The sequence below is a fragment of the Dolichospermum lemmermannii CS-548 genome (genome assembly GCF_028330815.1).
In the GTDB taxonomy this organism is placed as follows: domain Bacteria; phylum Cyanobacteriota; class Cyanobacteriia; order Cyanobacteriales; family Nostocaceae; genus Dolichospermum; species Dolichospermum lemmermannii.
This window is the reverse complement of the sequence record NZ_JAQMTJ010000076.1, coordinates 32404-48874: the sequence shown is the minus strand read 5'-3', so window position 1 is coordinate 48874 and position 16471 is coordinate 32404. Positions and strand designations below refer to the sequence as shown.

Here is a 16471-nt window from a genome sequence, read left to right as displayed (position 1 = left end):
TTTTCACTTGTAATGTGATAAGTAAAACCTATGTAAAAGAGGGCAAAAAGTTTTTTAGCAGCACGAAAACAGTTATTTGGGTATTACGGAATACTGAGAAATAGGATGTTTAGGTAATCCAATCCACTCAGAGGGAAGAAAGTCAGATAAAACAGGTTCTTGTTCATTCCATGGTTCAGGACGAACTACCAGCTTATCTTGATGCTCCCCTAACCAAGCTCCCCACCAACTAAATGTGCTATTTGCAATCACAAAATGCTTACATTGACTCATCAGATATAAAGATTTTGCGGGTGTAAATCCTTCTACATAAATAAATTGGCAATCAAGGTAGTCTAGGAGTTCACGACAGTAGGAGATATCATCAGAAAAAACAAAGATACAATCAATGGATCTTCTGTCTCGAACAAAACTAATTGCGTTAATATAATACTCATTTGAACATACACCCAATGTAGAATGCTGCAAAAAGTCACCTCTTCTGACGCTAACTGCAAGACATTCTGTTTGTTCAGTCAAGTATAAAAGTTTTGAAAGTGCTTCACATATAAATTCACTTCTTAAAGAGAATGCTTTAAGAATTAGATCCTTTTCTGGGAAGAAGCTAGGGGACTGAAAAAATCCTGTGTATGATTGATATGGTTGTGCAAAATCTAATTTATAATTATTTTTCTCACTTTCTATGAATATATTATTTAGCTTGTAAAACTTTCTGAGATTAGAATTATGCTGAACCCTATTAGTAAATGAATCCAGCTTGGAACAATATTCAAAATAGTTGAATACAGACAACTCCTTAAATAAAAACCTTGCAAATCCTTTGCGTGTAGATAAATAATCATCTAGCAAAACTTTAACCTTAAATCGCTGCGAAATATTCAAAGCTAAAGCCAGTTGAAACAACTGATTACCCAGCCGTCCGTTGAGTCTAACGAAAACTTTTTCAGCGTTTTTCATAATATTTGCAATTTTTATGCTATTGTCATGAGCAAATCTCTAACTTTCTGACCAGCTACTCTCCAGTTCAGGCGCGATTCGTATTCATTAAAAGCAGAGAGAGCTAATTCTTTGTATTGAGTATAGTTGGTAAAGATATTAAAAATGTATTCACAGTATTCAAAAGGATCGCTATCCCGATCAAATAGCTTGCCATTCAAATCATCTTTGATAATTGTCGGAATTCCACCCACTCCTCTAGAGATACAAGGAACTCCTAGGGAATTTGCCTCAGCGAAAACAATAGGGGTACAGTCCGCTATTGAAGGTAGAATTAAGAAATGAGAATCGGCAATAAGTTGATATATTTTCTTTTTACCCTCAAGAGTAGATTTTGAAATAAAACCCAGAACTTTAACGAAATCAGGTAGGGGTTCGTCTTCAGTCGGTTGACAGCCAACTATTGTTAATTCAGTTTTTAAACCTGAATTATTCAGTTTTTTAGCCACCTCTAGGGCAACATCACCACCCTTACGAAACCAGTCAACTCCTAAAAATAAGAGTTTGCATTTATCAATTGGTCTAGATTCAATTGCAGCTTTAATGTCGTCAATATTGTGATCACTTTCAATATTAGCTCCAAAAGGTACAACTTTCACCTTTTCAGGATCGGCATTGTAATAGTTAATAGCCGTTTGGGCTGCCCATTCAGAGGAGTAAATGGCTAACTGAGATTTCTTGAGACTAATACTCTGAATCAAATGGGCATTCTGAAGTGATTCTTTACAGAGATTATTATACATAGGGTAAAAATCTATGATATTGGCGAAGGTTGCATCTGCCCAAAAAACAATCGGTTGATTACATTCTAGATAGGCAATTGAATCACTTCCTGCACTGAATACAACATCAGCTTTGATGCTATTGAGATTTTTATAAATTTGCCTTGCATAGTTCTTTGAAATTAATGGCTCGATATATTTTATATAGTTTTCTCCAAAACATTTGTAGTAACGACTTTTCAATTTACTTACAAATTGTAGTGCTAATCTATCCTCTAATGGTCCAATATAATCAAGAGGTATAGATTGCTTTTGAAGTGACTGAGCAATATAATAGCCTGTCCCAGACCAATGGTTACTTAAAGTTTTTGCATCAAAATTAGTAACGTAAGCCATTTTCATTGATTGTTCAATCCTTTTTGAATTAAGATTATAAAAAATCTAAAATTTAGAACCTTTTTGCTTTCTTCCACTAGTCAGGAGTCAGTGAAGCACGGAGATAATTTTTAAATCGGATGAAAAATGACATAATTTCTTATCTGCCTACAATCACTTCCTGGTAACTGCCTGATTTGAGAATTCGACCCTGTTCAAGTTGATAAATACAATCGCAATGCTCAATTGTGGAAAGACGGTGAGCAATAATAATGATTGTCTTACTACCAGCTAAAGCTTTTGTTGCTTCAGTAATCAGATGTTCTGTTTCAGTATCTAAAGCGGCGGTGGCTTCATCAAAAACCAGTATTTCTCTTTCGTGATAAAGCACCCTCGCAATCCCAACTCTTTGGCGTTGTCCTCCTGATAAAAGAACTCCCCGTTCACCAATAATAGTTTTCAGTCCATCTGGAAGTTGCTCGACTATTTCGCCAAGTTGAGCCATTGCAATCGCTTTCTTTAATTTATTTTGGTCAATTAAATGATCAGCAACTCCATAAGCAATATTTCGTTCAAGGGTATCGTCAATCAAAAATATAGATTGGGGAACATAGCCAAGCATATTCTGCCAGGAGCGTAAATCGCTATAAACTGAAACTCCGTCAACTTTGATATCTCCAAATTGAGGGATAAAAAGACCGAGAATAACATCAACCAAAGTGGTTTTACCAGCACCAGACTTACCAATTAGTCCAATAGACTCTCCCTTGCGAATAGATAGGGAAATATCTTCTAGTACATTTCTTGTAGTGTTTGGATATTGAAAGGTGAGGCTATTTAAAATAACTCTATCAGAAAATTGAAATGTTTGCTGCCCTTTTGGCAATAATTTGTTAGAAACTCTAGCAGAATCAAAGTTACTTATCAGCTTTTCTTTTTCCAATTCTTTAAAATCAAAAAATAGCTGATCAAGAGAATAACTGTTAGCTCTAATTACATTAATGCCAGAGATTAAATTTCCAACTGCTGGTAGCAGACGAACTGAAGCGAGCGCAAAAATTCCTAAAACCCCAGTCAGATTTTGCGTTTTATCTTGATTTAAGGTGATAAATAAAAATGTAAAGCCTATTAAGAAACTCATCATTAACGGCTCAAGTACAAAGCGGGGAAGATTACCATATGATGAAGCTAAAGTGTTACTTTTGGCATAAATTTTTGATTGCTCCTCCATCTGATCCTCAAAATAGGATTCGCAACCAATAATACGAGTTTCTTTCAATCCCCCTAATCCATGATTTGTAATCCGAATCATCTCCCCATAAGCATGAAACCCATCTTTACTCCAACGAGCTAAACGGTCTTTCATTGGATGCAACAATCCAAAAGAAATAAGTAGCAGCACCGCAATAAGAATTAATGCGATCGCATTAGTTTTGATTAAAAGCAGCATTAATGCTAGGACGATTACAGTATTAGAGATAAATGTCAAAGATGTAGATACTATACCAATAGAAACTGCATCTGTTGTGTTAGTGATATTCTGAATAAGTGTTGCTGAATTAATCCGTAGGTGGTAGCCATAAGGAGCTTCAATATATGCTTTTAGAAGCTTACAAGACAGTTCTCTTTTTAAACTAGAGCTAAATTTGAACACTGCTTTTTGAGCATTAAAAGCCAAGAATGCTTTTAGATAAAAAGCAATAATAACTACTAATCCTAGAAAAATCAAAAATTGCTGTTCTGAGTTAAAATACAATTGTTTGTAAATTAAATCTAACCAGTAAATACTTTTGATTGCATCTGGACTGACAGCGATGCTAATGAATGGAGCAATCATGCCAGTTCCAAAAACTTCTAAGCTAGAAACAAGGATGAATAGAAAAAGCATCGCTACAAGCGATTTATGATTGCCTTTTGTAATATATAACAGCTTAGGGAGAAAATGAGTCATTAGTGCTTAATCCCTGATGAATTGGATTTATAAAGAGAGACATCTAAAATTAGGTTATTCAAAAAATTGAAGAATTTTTTTTATGATTTATAGGACTTATTTTGTATCTTTTACGATGTAGAGAAATCAAACTAAAAGGTGAGGTAAATATGCTCAAGTAGCTTGACGGATGAAGAGTGGTTAATCATAGAACCGCTATTGCCAAAGAAAAAGCTGACTCGTCCGCAGACATGGACTAAACGAGAAATCTTAAAATCTTAGATGGTATTTTCTATCAACTCAGAACCGGATGTAATTGGGGAGACTTACCCAAAGATATGCCTCTCTACTTAATTATGTACGTGTACAGACTAAAGGATCTTGTTTTTATATGTGTACCAAATGGTCGCGCAATTCTCTGATAGCAGAACGGCAAAGCCTAAGAATTTTTTTAGGTACTTGCCTATAATCTTCACCATGGCTGTGAATTAACAAAAGATAGTGATATATTAAGAAGATTCTTATTTGTTTTGAGTTGGCTGCACTATAAACAACATTCTTAATTGATTTTAAAGTAGCTCGTCTTAGCCTTGATTGACTTATAGTGGCAGATTTATTAATTATTTTCCAAAACTCATAGTTCTGCTGATAGATTCGTGTCACACCCTTGGGCGCGTTGCCTAAGTTCCCGTATACACCTCCTTTATGAATTCGATAAACACTCATTACCTCATTGAGATATCTTATCTTTCCGTGCTGTGCTGCGATTAGGTATAGTCCATAATCTCCAAAAGGAAGAGAAGCAAACCAATCAGGCAGATTTTGAATCAAATTTGTCTTGATTACAACTGAAGCAGTTGCAATATAGTTGCTTCCTTCAAGGAGGTTATCCAAAGTGCTAACTTCTGGGGTTAAATCATCACTATTTAGTCGATTTTTTTCGGGATAATCCTCATTAATAACTGCGGCGTTATGAAAGCAAATGGCAAAGTCAGGGTTGGCTTCCAAAAAATCAACTTGTTTTTGCAGTTTAAGAGGATCTGTCCAATAGTCATCACCGTCACAGAGGGCAATATACTTAGATTTGGGAGTGGTAATTAAGTCAATACAATTTTGTGCTGCTCCTACATTTTTTTCTTGTAAAATTAGTTTTATCAAGTCAGGGTATTTATTCTTGTACTCTAATAAAATTTCTCTTGTGCCATCTGTTGAAAAATCATCTGCGATAATTATCTCCCATGCAAAATCAACTTTTTGCACAAGAAACCCATCAATTGCTTGTTTTATGAAATTCACATGATTGTATGTTGTCGAACAAACTGATAGTAAAGGAACGTCCATCTTATTTACCCTTTTCACACATTAGAAAAATACTTGAGCATAAATCAGGATATTGTTGTCCCAGTTGATAACACCCTTCCAAATATTCTGGGGAAATTATATCTGTACTTAATAATCTATCCCATTAAAAATTGGCAAGTGCTTTAAAAAATATTCCAGAGCGGTGAATTACAATATCAATAGCTTCATTTGAGGCTTCAACACAGGTAATATCTTTAAAAAGAGTTAACAATCTCCTTCTAAAATCTCCTTTAAAACTTCCTAATTCCATTATATTGCCTAAACGAAAAAATGGAGTAAATGACTTAATCATGAAAGGATGAATTACATCTAAATCGAAATCATAAATATATTTGTGATTAGATGTGTCTTTCCATTCTTGGTTGTAATCTCTGTTTGTAATCATAGTTTTAAACTCCGGTGATTATTAATCTTGTCCTGGACGATAAAAACGATTTTCCGGTTTTTGATACCACTCATCAAGTGTTGATGGAGTTCGAGAAAAGAAACCTATTAATTGTTGTAACCGAGAACTCATTTTTTCTAATTCATCATACCCTACAGCCCTTGGGTAATCTAACTGTTGTTTCATAAATGGTTTTGTCAAAGTTATAGTTATTGCTCTTCTTGCCTGATCAGTTTTGTTAATCCCTGCTGCGTGCCATAAATTTGAATTAAAAAATAAAATATCTCCTTTTTTGCCTAAAGCTCTATCCGATATATCATAAAATTCTTTTTCAGTTGGTTTTTCGTCCTGCTTATGAGATCCAGCTAACAGATAAGTAGCTCCGTTCTCCAAAGTAAAATCATCCAGCATAATTAACAAATTAAGCATCAATGGAAATTCACCTGAAAAAAATCGGACATCTCTATGAATATTTGCTACATAAGACGGCTTTTCAGGTAGATTTATAACACCTCCATAGCTATTAAGAATAAAATTGCCATTGAAATAATCTTTAATAAAATTAAATATTTCTGATTGGCATATTTTATCAATCACTTTTATATAAACCATGTCATGAGATGCAATTAAATGATGAACTGTTCCATCTGTAACAGCATCTATGCCATTTTTAATCTGAATCTTTCTACACAAATCATAACTTCTTGCAAGAGAGAGATTAATTTTATCAACAAACTTATCATCGAAGACAGAATCTATGATAGTAAATCCGTATTCTAGTAAACTATTTTTATGGCTGTTCATGATTATTTGCTCCATATATGTCCATGAATTCCTCTCTTAAAATACCTAAAAATATTTTATCAACAAATTCACCATTCCTAAAGTACCAATTTCTTAAAACACCTTCTTTTTTCCATCTACATTTATTCATGAATAGATTCAAAGATGGCTGATTATTGGCAATAATAGTTGTTTCTAATCTATTTAATCTTAATTCATTAAAGGCATAATTCATTATAGCCACAACTACATTATAACCGTATCCTTTACCCCGATAGTTTTTATCCAATAATAAACCATGTTCAGCATTACCATCCTTATAATTGATATTAATAAGATTTGCCATTCCAATTGGAACATTATTTTCATTGAGAATGATAAATCTTTGATTGTTAGAATTACATGAAAGAGATTTATACCAAGTTTGTTGATCATTCATACTAGTTGGAAAATGCCAACCTCCAAGCATATATTGAATTTCTGGATCATTTGCCCATACTTGAAGTTGTTTTAAGTCTTCTGCTTCTATAGCTATTAATATAACCTTTTCACCGTGAATGTTCATTTAATTCTACCTTTAATATTGTTCAAATATAATGGTTACTATTTTGCTTAAATCATCTTCAGAATATCTTTGATCTATTGGTAGATGAATTATATTAGTAGTAAATTTATATTCAATATTATCTTCATCAACCCAATCCAAAACATTAGACCAATATTGTGCTGTATATACTCTATTTTCAATCAAGATTCTCCTAATAGTTAAATCATCTGTATAAAATGGATAAACCATAGGAACTTGATCCAAATTGAGTTTAAAATCTATTTTATTTAAATCTTTTAGAGCAATATATAAATAATTATAATTGTCTCTCCTACAAGCAGCAACATCTTGATAGTCTATTGAACTCAGCATTCTTTGAGTCAACTTTGACATCCTCAAAATAGGCATATTAGACAATGATTTATCATTGTTTATAAAGAATGAATAACCATTTTCCGCATTCATATCAATCCTACGAAGTAGGTGTGCAAACCTTTCATAAGAAATATCTTGTTCCAATTCTCTTTGAATAATCTTAGTAGTGTATAAATATGCTCCATCAGCAACACCAAAAAACTTTCGAGGTGAATAAAATGTATCAGTATCTTCTAAAGGTTCTGCATAAAAGGCTTGGGCATTATCTATGATTAAATTAGCACACCTCATTTTTAAAGTATAGATAAAGTCATCTTTAAGCCCAAAGTAGTTAGTATATAAAAAACATTCGTCTTCTTTAATTAATGAAAAGTCAAATATGGGTTCAAATTTTTCATTAATGAAATAGAATTCATGTAATAAACCTAATTTTCTTACCGGCTCTACTAGAGCCTCGCAAGTGTAATAAGGTAAATATATTTTCTTGTAAAATCCTGAGATTAAGATATATTCTAAGGCATTTCTTCCAGTATTTAAACGGATAGCTTCAGAATGATATTCATTTTTCTTATCAAGTTCAAAGCCAAAATATCCACCTATTGCATTCATATTAATTCATACTCCTGTAGCATTTCTCTTGTTTTTTCAACTGAATTAAACATTAAAACATCAATAATTGAAAGCCAAGGAACAAACTGATTTTCAAATTGTTTGTATTCTACTAATTTGGGTTTGATAAAAGATAATGTTATACCATTTTCTTTAAATACATCTTTTGAGTATAATGTCTCTCCTCCAATTGAATTTATGTAATGTTTCGAGTCCAAGCATTTATTTATAGCAATAACTCGTTCTTCTCCTTTCAATGTATTATCTTTATCAATTTCTGAAGAAATATAAAATTGTGTCCCTATATCTAAATAATTGCAAATCAGTATTAAGCTTTGTGTGATCATATCTGATATATTCAGTTCGTCAGTCAATAGTATACACTCTAATAATTTTTTGGTATTTGAGTAAAAGGGAGCTTTTGAGTAAGCAGAGTCAACTATTTTGAAGAGTTTTTCTTTCTCCTTATCCAACTTATTTGTAAAATATCTCTGATTGATGTTCAAAAAAGTAGAGTCGTTCTTGATGCTAAATGTAAATAGATGGGCTTGCGTATTTAAGAGAATTCTGTTTCTATTTATCCACCCACCTTTTATATACTGTACATCATCATAGATGATAAACTTGTCTACTGTGTTTATAAGTTGAAAATATCCAAAGTACGGAAAAAGGTATGGTTGCATTATTGCCAGTTTCATAATTATTCAGAATCTCTATTTGTCTCTTTGATTTCGTTTGCAACTACAATTTGAATAATTTGACATATTTTACTAATATCATCTTCTGAAATCGCTGTTCCTGTCGGCAAAATCAGAACCCTTTGCGCTAATTTCTCTGTCTCAGGTAGCAGCAAACCCGCATGAGGAAAATAAGAGCGATATGGTTCCATGCGATGACAACCAGGATAAAAATATCTCCTAGCAATCACATTCTCAGCATGAAGAATCTTAATTAATAAGTCTCGACTAACCTGAGTCTTCTCCTCATCTATATCCAAGATAATATATTGATAGTTATGCTTCTCAGATTCATTGACTGGAAATAATGATATTTCTGGAATGTTAGCTAAACCCTCTTGATAATAATGATAATTACGGCGATTGACCTCAATAAACTCTTCCATATTTTCTAAAGAAGTCAACCCCATAGCGGCTGATACTTCGGACATTTTACCATTAGTACCTAAGTAAATGACCTTATCAAAATCAGAAAAACCAAAGTTTTTCATCAACCGCAATTTTTGATTTAACTGATCATCATTGGTGACTATTGCACCTCCTTCAAAGGTATTGATAAATTTAGTAGCATGAAAGCTAAATACCTCAGCATTACCAAAATTACCAATCATTTTTCCTTGATGAGAACAGCCAAAAGCATGGGAAGCATCAAACATTAGTTTGAGTTGGTGCTTGTCAGCAATTTCGGTCAAAGATTCAACGTCACAAGGCTGTCCCCAAACATGGACACCCATAATCCCTGATGTATGCGGTGTAATTAAAGACTCTACTTTCTCCGGATCAAGGGTATGGGTTTTAGGGTCAACATCACAAAAAATCGGTGTAATCTCTTGCCATTGTAAAGCATGGGCTGTGGCAATAAAGGTAAAAGAAGGAATAATTACCTCTCCCTTTAACTCTAAGGCACGAATGACCAACTCTAGGGCGATAGTACCGTTACAAACAGCGATACAGTGCTTAACTCCTAAATAATCAGCAATCCGCTGTTCAAAGTCTTGCACAAATACCCCATTGTTAGATAACCATCGGCGATCTAACATATCATTAATCCTGTTGAGAAGAATATCTCGATTTCCAATATTTGGACGACCTACAAATAGTTTTTCTTTAAATTTTGGCTCTCCACCAAAATATGCAAGTTCGGAAAGTTGATTTAGCATTAGATTTATTCTCAGGAAGATAAGTAAATTAGGGTAATTTAATTGAACGTCCAAAAAAACAACAGGGATTTTACTCAGGTAAGAAAATTTTCCTATCAATTCATTACCCAGAAATCTTTAACACTTTTACCGCCCAGCATTCGAGATTGTCTATAGGTAAACTCTCCCACGGAAGGATTACGATGGGGATGAATTACACCTGTTGCTTGTTGCCAAATTTCTGCCGGTGCAAGAGATAATTGATATCTAGATTCATAGTCATGTATGGGACATTTGATAGCTCTACGTTTAGAACGTTTCCGATTTCAATCACACCTTTTCTGCACTTTAGCCTCCTGATCACTAACTAAACAATAGATCATAAGAAGGTTGCACGGGAAGGACTGAGATCAAAAAGACCATCAAAGTCCAACTCCTGATTCAACATTGTTTGAGGTGTTAATTTTTTAACTAGGAAATGTGTATTTATTGACTTACAATTCTTAGTAAAAACAGCGTAATTTAAGATTAGATTAAATCAATCAAGAGTTGTATTTTTTTGTTCACACTTTTATCTAATATTTTCTAATTGGTTCATTTAAAGAGAATTTTGTGCATCTACCTTTTTTAACCCTAGACTATGTTTTAAATTAGCATTTTTGCATAGTCTATTGTAGACAAATTGGCAGAAAGTTTGTAGGATTGCAGATGAATTTCAAAAATCTACTTTCTCATATTTGAGTAGATATATCTGATAATTCAATCTCTATATTTTGGAATAAAATTCTGGTAATCAGATGATGTGTCTGAATTTATAAATACTGGGTTAAAAGAATTAAATGATAGTTCAATACAAAAGTCAATAGCTAATTTCCGGTTTTATGTTAACTTCATACAATCTTTATAGTTATTAACCAAAACTATGATGATCACGGTTAAATTATAAATATTTAAAGAAGATATAACTTATTTCCCAGCGAAGTTATAAATAGTATATTTAGCAAATTAAAGGATTAACGACATTTTGCCAATTTGTCCACTCTAGCTCATGAAACAGTGGTAGATTAGAACTTAGTTAAGTTTTACAGATTCTATATCAAAGTCAAATTATTTGCCAGTATTCTGGTTATTCTATGAAATTACATTCATGAAATACAGGATTTCCATTTAACTCTTAAGAAAATTATCTGCATTTGCATATTCTAGAGTCCTCTTGTCTGACTACACAAATAATTATAGCTAAGTAGGTGGGCGGAGGAAAATCAAAATATATTTCGTTTTGTGAAATGGCTAAGACTCAACCACAATAACGCATTGAGGTAAATTTACATATTGTTACACATTTTGATTATTTCACGTCCACCTACTTAATAGTCATATATAAAAATTAAATATGACTTAGTAATTAAGATACTTGATTAGAAATTAAATTAGAAATTATCTAAGGTTTGATATGATAAAAAAACGCTATTCTCAGCAAAATTTAGCTCAACTAAATGCACAGCAACGTCAATCTAAGCCTTTGATTTACACAGATCCATCTGAAGAAGGTAATGAAGGTGGATTGAACTTAGGTGAAGTATTAGCAGTTATTCGTCGCAGAATACCGATAATTATAATTGGCACAACTACCATTGCGGCTGCGACGACAGGATTGGCTTTGACTAGCACTCCCACTTATGTCGGTAAATTTGAACTTTTAACTGAGCCGATAACTGCTGAAGATAAAGTTGCACGAGACGATAGATCAAAAATAGATGAGACTGCTAATAAAATTGATGAAACTAAGTTGAAGATTTTACAAAGTCCTAAATTGATGTCTCCTCTCACTGAAAAAGTGCAAAAGTATTACCCAGGTAGCAGCGCACCTCAACTTAATATCAAACTCCTACCCAATACTCAAATTTTAGAAGTTAGTTATCAAGATACCGACCCTAAAAAAGTTTTGTTTGTATTAAATCAAGCATCTGAATCATACTTAAAATATAGTTTAGATGAACGCCAAACAGAAACTAAATTAGCAATTAATTTTGTGGAAAAGCAATTGCCGCAACTATTACGGAATGTGGAAACTCTCCAATTAAAACTACAAAACTTCCGTCAAAAATATGGTATTATTAATGCTGAGATTCAAGGACAGCAACTTGCTAATCAATTTGATCAAATTGTCCAAAAACGGGTAGATAATGAAATACAATTGGCTAGAACTCAAGCACTTTATAATAGTCTCCAAGAACAGTTGCAATTAAAAAGTCATGAAGCAGAGGCTATTTCAGCCTTGAGTGAGTCTCCTGATTATCAGAAGCTATTGAGCCAACTTCAAGATATAGAAGCTACAATCGCCATAAAATCATCTCAATATACAGAAAATAGCCCAAATATTCAAACCCTGCTCATTCAAAAACAAAATTTATTGGATTTAATTATCAGGGAAAAATTGCAGATTTTGGGAATGAAATTTGCAAATACAACTATGAATTCTTTGTATTCAGCCCCACCAAATTCGGCTCGTTTGCGAGAAATTCAAAAATTCCTCGATGCAAGTAAGCAAATTCAATTATTAAAAACCCAAATCCAATTTCTTAGTCAAGTTGAAAGTTCTTTACAAGAGCAGGTTAGACAGTTTCCGGCTATTATTCGTGAAAAAGATGATTTAGAACGACAATTAAAAATTGCTGTTGATAACCTCAATCACTTTTTAACTGAACGGGAAAGATTACGTATAGATTCAGCCCAAAAGCAGATACCTTGGCAGATACTTACTCCTCCTAGTCAGCCGGAGAATCTTGCACCGAGTACCATCCGAAATTTAATTTTAGGAATAGCTTTGGGGTCATTATTAAGTACGGGATTTGCCTTATTTATAGATAAGCTTAATAACGTATTTTATAATATTGAAGAGGTTAAAGACAAAACTAAACTACCAATATTAGGGAACATTCCTCATATTAAGTTTGCCAAAGGTGGTCAGCCTTTTCAAAACCATAATACCTCCCACTTTTGGGAATCTTTTCGCTCTGTTTACACAAATATTTCTCTGCTCAATGGTGATAATAATATCCGCTCTCTAGCAATTATTTCAGGTGATGCTGGAGATGGCAAATCAACAATTGCTTTTTACTTAGCTCAGACAGCAGCAGCTATGGGTAAACGGGTGTTACTGGTGGATGCAAATCTGCGTAATCCTAGTATTCATAAAATGTTGGACTTACCGAATAAACAAGGATTAAGCAACATTATTACTGAAGGTTTGAATTTTGAAAATGTTATCCATAAAAACATTAGCGGTATCAGAGAAAAAAATTATGACCCTAAGAAAAGAACTGTAAAAAATACAGGAAAATTATCTTTAGAGCATAATTTGTCTATCTTAACTACTGGTCAAATCACCACAAATCCGACAATTTTACTTTCATCACCTCAGATCCAAGATTTGACAGAACAATTTAAGCAAAATTTTGACTTAATTATCTATGATACATCACATCTATTGGGTTTTGCAGATACTAGTATCCTGATGAAGCATACAGATGTAAGTATTTTAGCCATAAAAATAGGTGAAACAAAATGTTCTATTTTAAGCAAGGTATTAGAACAATTAAATTTCTCTTTTACTCCTATTTTGGGAGCAATTACTATTGATTCATAAGGATAAAATGCGAAATTACTATTATTAGAAAATAACTCGCATAATTGTCTACTAGCCTTGATTTTTTAAACATTCTGTGCAGATTTTTGTGAATACAAGAATATCAAAAGTATATGCTAACCGTAAACAAACAAAGTCAAATTCAAGATGTCAGTCCATATCTCAACCTGGAAACTCCAACAATTGATATAATTGGCTCTCCTGTGACTGCGTTACCTTTTGAGGTACAAATAAACATCATTTTAGAATGGGCTATGAGCAAAGTCAGCAAAGTTATTTGCGTAGCTAATACTCATATGCTAGTAGAATCTTATTGGCATTCTGAATTTTCCTCTGTTTTAAAGAATGCAGATATTGTTACTCCCGATGGTATGCCACTGGTATGGATGCTAAAACTAATGGGTGCAGGTACTCAAAACCGCGTTGCTGGTTTGGACATTCTGTTATCTTTATGCAAATTAGCCCCACTCAGAGACATTCCTCTTTTTTTCCTAGGTGCTGATACAGTAACTCTAGAGAAGATGCGAAAGAACTTAATGGATCTTTTTCCGAACCTGAAAATTGCTGGTATGGAGCCTTTACCATTTCGTCCACTCACATCTACAGAGGATGAAGCTATGATCAAAACAATTCACGATAGTGGTGCAGGCATAGTTTTATTGGCTTTAGGATGTCCAAAACAAGAGTTGTGGATGAATCAACATAAAGACAAAATTCAGGCTGTAATGATTGGTTTAGGGGGAGCATTTCCTGTTTTTGCTCAGAGTCAGAAAAGAGCGCCCTATTGGATTCGTCATTTGGGTGGGGAGTGGTTATATCGTCTGACTCAAGAACCATCCAGACTATTTAAAAGATATATGACAACTATCCCAGCTTTTATCTGGTTAGCTTGCAAGCAAATCTTGAATTTGACTCTACTTCAATACTTAAGGTTATAGCCACAGCTTGGTCGTGCAGAAAACTCCTGAAACACCTATAAATAAAGGATTATTACCGAAACTCTTGTAGTGCGGGCATCTTGCCCGCTATATACGCTATATATATATCCCAACATAACACCGGAAAGTGCTGTATTTATTGCATTCATTTCTCTTCCCTAGGGAGGATGCTAAATGATTAGTAGCTAATTTGAGACAAAAATATATTCCTGGGGGCAGATGACTTTGTATATTCTTTCGTAGTTGAATGCAAAAGAGACTAAATTTGGTAAAATCAGGTAAATAACTCACAATTTACCTATTTATCAAATCTCGCAACCTCCAAATGTACACAAATATTAATTGACAATAGCGCAATTTTATGTTTCTACGTTCAAATTTCAGGGTAGCTCAATTAAAAAGCAATATAAACAACAATCATTTGTTTTATGCAACTAAGTTGAAAGTATTTAATTTTTATTGATAAAATTAAAATTATTCAATATTAAATGTGAATCTGCCAAGATTAATTACTAATTGAGATAATAGCAATTATCAAGATTGTATTAACTCTTCGCTATAATTTTATCTTTCCTATTGCTCAGTTTATATCTAAAATTTGTCCGTGAATCGGTACAGATTTTAGTAATGGCTAAAAACACCAAAATCTAGTGATTGGAATAATTATGTCCGTAACAAAAAAAATTATCGTCATTGACAATGAAGTTGTGAATCGCAATTTTGTTTTAGATTATCTTCAGGCTAAGGGCTATCATGGTATAGGTGCAGAAAATGGTATTATTGGACTGCAATTAATCAAAGAATATTTACCTGATTTGGTGATTTGTGAGATGGTAATGCCAGACATGGATGGTTATACTGTATTAAGGAATCTACGGGAGGATAGATTAACGGCAATTATTCCTTTTATTTTTCTAACTGCTATTAATACAAAGGCATCTTTGCGAAAAGCAATGGAATTTGGAGCAGATGATTATTTAACTAAACCTGCAACAACTGATGAGTTATTGCGAGCAATCGCAATTAGATTACAAAAACAGGATCTTTTTAGATCTTGGTATGCTACTAATTTTCCTCAAGTCACATTAGCAGAATTACCCAATACACCAGTAAATTCTCAGTCAATTTTTCCGAATATTCCCCATCTGAAAAAGGTTTTTGATTATATTGAAGCTAATTATCAAGAAGGAATTACTTTATCGGATGTTGCTGAAGCTGTTGGTTATTCTTCTGCATATTTAACCAATCAAGTTGCTAAACAAACAGGAGATCCCATAAATGTTTGGATTATCAAAAGACGAATGGTAGCAGCCCTACCTTTACTGAAAAATACTAATCAAACAATTGAGGAAATTTCTACAAATCTTGGCTATCAAAGTGCTTGTCATTTCTCCCGACAGTTTCGCCAATATAATCATACATCTCCCACAGATTGGCGCAAAAAAAATCAGTTAAATTCAGGTTTGAAAAATAATAACTTGCAATTTATCAAAAATCGCTCACAATTAGTTAAACCTGTAGCTGTCGGGAGGAATTAAGTTAGGAGTTAGAGAAGAAAGCAGGAAGAAGAAAATAACTTCCTATTCCCTATTAGCTGAAACTAACTACTTTTAGGATTGCTTAATTTTTGGATAAAAAGTTGTACTGATAAGGCTAATAAGCCTAATGCAACTAATCCAAATATACCCGCACCCAAGGCTACTATACCTACTACTAGGGTACGGACAGCGGCAGCGATATTGATGACGGTTTGGTTATCAGAATGGTTGGGTTTATTGGCAAAAGTAGTAGCGATCGCTATCATGAGAGAATAGGTAATAAAGGCAAATCCACCCGAAATTGTAGCTCCAGTTATACAGCGTAATGGAGTTGCTTGTACTTGAGTAGAACTATCTGCTGATGACGTTTCTTTTGGTTGATTCAT

At 33.4% G+C, this 16471-nt stretch carries 14 protein-coding genes; 3 read left to right on the top strand and 11 right to left on the bottom strand.

Going from position 1 to position 16471, the window contains the following annotated elements; translation table 11 throughout:
- Window positions 1–72: 72 nt before the first annotated feature.
- From PN450_RS05000 to PN450_RS04955, 10 genes are all read right to left on the bottom strand, one after another.
- Window positions 73–957 carry an alpha-1,2-fucosyltransferase gene (locus PN450_RS05000; protein WP_271835603.1) on the bottom strand — a complete coding sequence of 295 codons (885 nt, stop codon included), beginning with the start codon at window positions 955–957 and terminating at the stop codon, window positions 73–75.
- Between the two features lie 14 nt (window positions 958–971).
- Window positions 972–2114, bottom strand: coding sequence for a glycosyltransferase family 4 protein (locus tag PN450_RS04995; protein ID WP_271835602.1), 1143 nt, complete (start codon window positions 2112–2114; stop codon window positions 972–974).
- A 139-nt stretch (window positions 2115–2253) separates the two neighbouring features.
- Complete coding sequence (locus PN450_RS04990) at window positions 2254–4044, bottom strand: ABC transporter ATP-binding protein (RefSeq protein WP_271835601.1); 1791 nt, start codon at window positions 4042–4044, stop codon at window positions 2254–2256.
- A 366-nt stretch (window positions 4045–4410) separates the two neighbouring features.
- Window positions 4411–5364: a glycosyltransferase gene (locus PN450_RS04985; protein ID WP_148765027.1), complete on the bottom strand. Its 954-nt coding sequence runs from the start codon at window positions 5362–5364 to the stop codon at window positions 4411–4413.
- Window positions 5365–5488: 124 nt separating this feature from the next.
- Entirely contained in the window at window positions 5489–5770 is a 282-nt protein-coding gene (locus PN450_RS04980) for a hypothetical protein (RefSeq protein WP_210422231.1), read from the bottom strand.
- Between the two features lie 21 nt (window positions 5771–5791).
- Window positions 5792–6574: a phytanoyl-CoA dioxygenase family protein gene (locus PN450_RS04975; RefSeq protein WP_271835600.1), complete on the bottom strand. Its 783-nt coding sequence runs from the start codon at window positions 6572–6574 to the stop codon at window positions 5792–5794.
- On the bottom strand, window positions 6561–7118 hold the full coding sequence (locus PN450_RS04970; RefSeq protein WP_015080984.1) for a GNAT family N-acetyltransferase: 558 nt from the start codon (window positions 7116–7118) through the stop codon (window positions 6561–6563). The genes PN450_RS04975 and PN450_RS04970 overlap by 14 nt, the downstream gene beginning before the upstream one ends.
- A 12-nt stretch (window positions 7119–7130) precedes the next feature.
- Window positions 7131–8084: a hypothetical protein gene (locus PN450_RS04965; RefSeq protein WP_271835599.1), complete on the bottom strand. Its 954-nt coding sequence runs from the start codon at window positions 8082–8084 to the stop codon at window positions 7131–7133.
- A complete protein-coding gene (locus tag PN450_RS04960; protein ID WP_015080982.1) occupies window positions 8081–8782 on the bottom strand; it encodes a WbqC family protein in 702 nt (233 codons plus the stop codon). The genes PN450_RS04965 and PN450_RS04960 overlap by 4 nt, the downstream gene beginning before the upstream one ends.
- 2 nt (window positions 8783–8784) lie before the next feature.
- The gene (locus tag PN450_RS04955) at window positions 8785–9981 is read right to left on the bottom strand and encodes a DegT/DnrJ/EryC1/StrS family aminotransferase (protein ID WP_148765021.1); all 1197 of its coding nucleotides are present in this window, start codon (window positions 9979–9981) and stop codon (window positions 8785–8787) included.
- Between the two features lie 1432 nt (window positions 9982–11413).
- Here PN450_RS04955 and PN450_RS04945 point away from each other — a divergent pair.
- The 3 genes from PN450_RS04945 to PN450_RS04935 all read left to right on the top strand — a co-directional run bounded on the left by PN450_RS04945 (window position 11414) and on the right by PN450_RS04935 (window position 16085).
- On the top strand, window positions 11414–13609 hold the full coding sequence (locus PN450_RS04945) for a GumC family protein (protein WP_148765019.1): 2196 nt from the start codon (window positions 11414–11416) through the stop codon (window positions 13607–13609).
- Window positions 13610–13722: 113 nt separating this feature from the next.
- Window positions 13723–14547 carry a WecB/TagA/CpsF family glycosyltransferase gene (locus tag PN450_RS04940; RefSeq protein ID WP_210422230.1) on the top strand — a complete coding sequence of 275 codons (825 nt, stop codon included), beginning with the start codon at window positions 13723–13725 and terminating at the stop codon, window positions 14545–14547.
- A 665-nt stretch (window positions 14548–15212) separates the two neighbouring features.
- Window positions 15213–16085: a response regulator transcription factor gene (locus tag PN450_RS04935; protein WP_148765017.1), complete on the top strand. Its 873-nt coding sequence runs from the start codon at window positions 15213–15215 to the stop codon at window positions 16083–16085.
- A gap of 62 nt (window positions 16086–16147) precedes the next feature.
- Here the strand turns inward: PN450_RS04935 and PN450_RS04930 are convergent, their stop codons facing one another.
- Window positions 16148–16471, bottom strand: coding sequence for a DUF3082 domain-containing protein (locus PN450_RS04930; RefSeq protein ID WP_015080977.1), 324 nt, complete (start codon window positions 16469–16471; stop codon window positions 16148–16150).